This window comes from Nocardia sp. bgisy118 (assembly GCF_057708605.1).
This window is the reverse complement of the sequence record NZ_JBYISM010000073.1, coordinates 1-1,467: the sequence shown is the minus strand read 5'-3', so window position 1 is coordinate 1,467 and position 1,467 is coordinate 1. Positions and strand designations below refer to the sequence as shown.

General features: G+C 64.5%; 4 protein-coding genes. 1 reads left to right on the top strand and 3 read right to left on the bottom strand.

The window, feature by feature from the left end; genetic code table 11:
* Positions 1–313, top strand: a 313-nt coding sequence (locus AC3EO7_RS37745) for a His/Gly/Thr/Pro-type tRNA ligase C-terminal domain-containing protein (protein ID WP_435593873.1), incomplete at its 5' end; no start/stop codon positions are given.
* Between the two features lie 101 nt (positions 314–414).
* On the opposite strand, the gene AC3EO7_RS37740 is transcribed toward AC3EO7_RS37745, so the two are convergent.
* The 3 genes from AC3EO7_RS37740 to AC3EO7_RS37730 all read right to left on the bottom strand — a co-directional run.
* Positions 415–852: a hypothetical protein gene (locus AC3EO7_RS37740; RefSeq protein WP_435593872.1), complete on the bottom strand. Its 438-nt coding sequence runs from the start codon at positions 850–852 to the stop codon at positions 415–417.
* Positions 849–1,295: an ankyrin repeat domain-containing protein gene (locus AC3EO7_RS37735; protein ID WP_435593871.1), complete on the bottom strand. Its 447-nt coding sequence runs from the start codon at positions 1,293–1,295 to the stop codon at positions 849–851. Before AC3EO7_RS37735 ends, AC3EO7_RS37740 begins: the two co-directional genes overlap by 4 nt.
* 15 nt (positions 1,296–1,310) lie before the next feature.
* Positions 1,311–1,467, bottom strand: a 157-nt coding sequence (locus AC3EO7_RS37730; protein WP_435593874.1) for a GH-E family nuclease, incomplete at its 5' end; no start/stop codon positions are given.

Below are 1,467 nucleotides of genomic sequence, written 5' to 3'. Positions count from 1 at the left end.
CTTCTCCAAGCTGGTCAGCGAGGGCATGCTCGACACCACCCGCAAATGCCCCACCGATGTCTTGGTCGTCGTCCCCTCCGACGAACGCTACGTCGACGCGCTGGCCACCGCCGCCCAGCTGCGCCAGCGCGGATTCAATACCGAGGTGTATCACCAGGCCGACAAGCTCGCAAAACAACTCCGGTACGCCTCCCGCAAGGTGATCCCATTCGTGTGGCTGCCGCCATTCGACAACGAAGGCCGCCACGAGGTCAAAGATTTGGCGACCGGAGCGCAGGTTGCCGCCGACCCGGCCACATGGCAGCGCCCCTGACAGGCCGAACATCGCGCGACCGTGTCAAGGCCCGAGCTCGATGCGCAGGTGACGGCGAACTGGCTCGGATCCACTGCCAGCAGTGGAGGCGAGGCGAGACCCTATCTTGCATTCCAGCCTTCGCGGTTGTGTCGTTCGAAGTACGCATCGTCGGCGGCTTGGATCTCTTCTTCGGACATCGGCCGAGAATCGGCTGGGCTGGGGGTGGGGGCGGGTTCGCCGCGTAGTTGTTCGGCTGCGCGGCGGATGCGTGGATCGGCTGTCTGCAGGAGCCGGTCGGTCTTCGCTGTGGCGTCGTCTCGGGCGCGGCGGTGGGTGTCGGTGATCGCTTTGGCCAGTTGGGTATTGGTCCAGCGCATCGCGCCCGGCGTGATGCGTAGGTCGGTGATGGTGCCTTGAGAGTCGACCTCTATAGCGAGTCCGGGCATCTCCGCTCTTCCCCGTACGGCCGCCACAGCTTTCCCGAACTGCGCTGTGTTTCGGCGGATTTCGGTGAGGTTGGCTTCGAGTTGGCGTTCCCACTCCGCGATGTCGGTCATGACGGTTCGTCGTCGAGCAGGTCGGTGAAGACGGCGCGGATGTCGGGTTTGTTGGTGATCATGCGGATGTAGGACAGGGGTGTGTTGCTGCGGGCGTTGGCCAGCAGCGGGTCGGCGCCGCGGTCACGCAGCAGCTGCACGACCGCCACGGTGCTCCACGGGCTGCGCAACGCGTAGAACAGCGGCGTATCACCTTGATTGTCTTGAGCGTTGACCTCGGCGCCAGCGTCCAGCAGTACGCGTACGGTGTCGAGGCCGTCGTACTGTGCGGCGCCATGCAGAGGTGTGACTGCGTCGTTGTCGCGGTCGTTCGGGTCCAGGCCGGAGGCCAGCAATTCGGCGACGCGGGCGTGTTTGTTGCCTTCGATATCGGCGGCTGCGTAGTGCAGTTCGGTGCGGCCTTCACGGTCGCGGGAGACGGCGGGTTGCTTCTTCTTCCACATCGGCCGTGGTCCTTCCTATCGCGGGGCTTCGAACAGGTGGCGGGAGTTACCGGGGGCGTCTTCGATTCGATAGAACCGCGGGTTGTTGACGTAGTCGCAGAACTCCTTCCAAGTCATCCCTTCCCGTAGGGCGTGCTCGCGCATCCGCCAGAATTCGTGACCGTACTGGTGA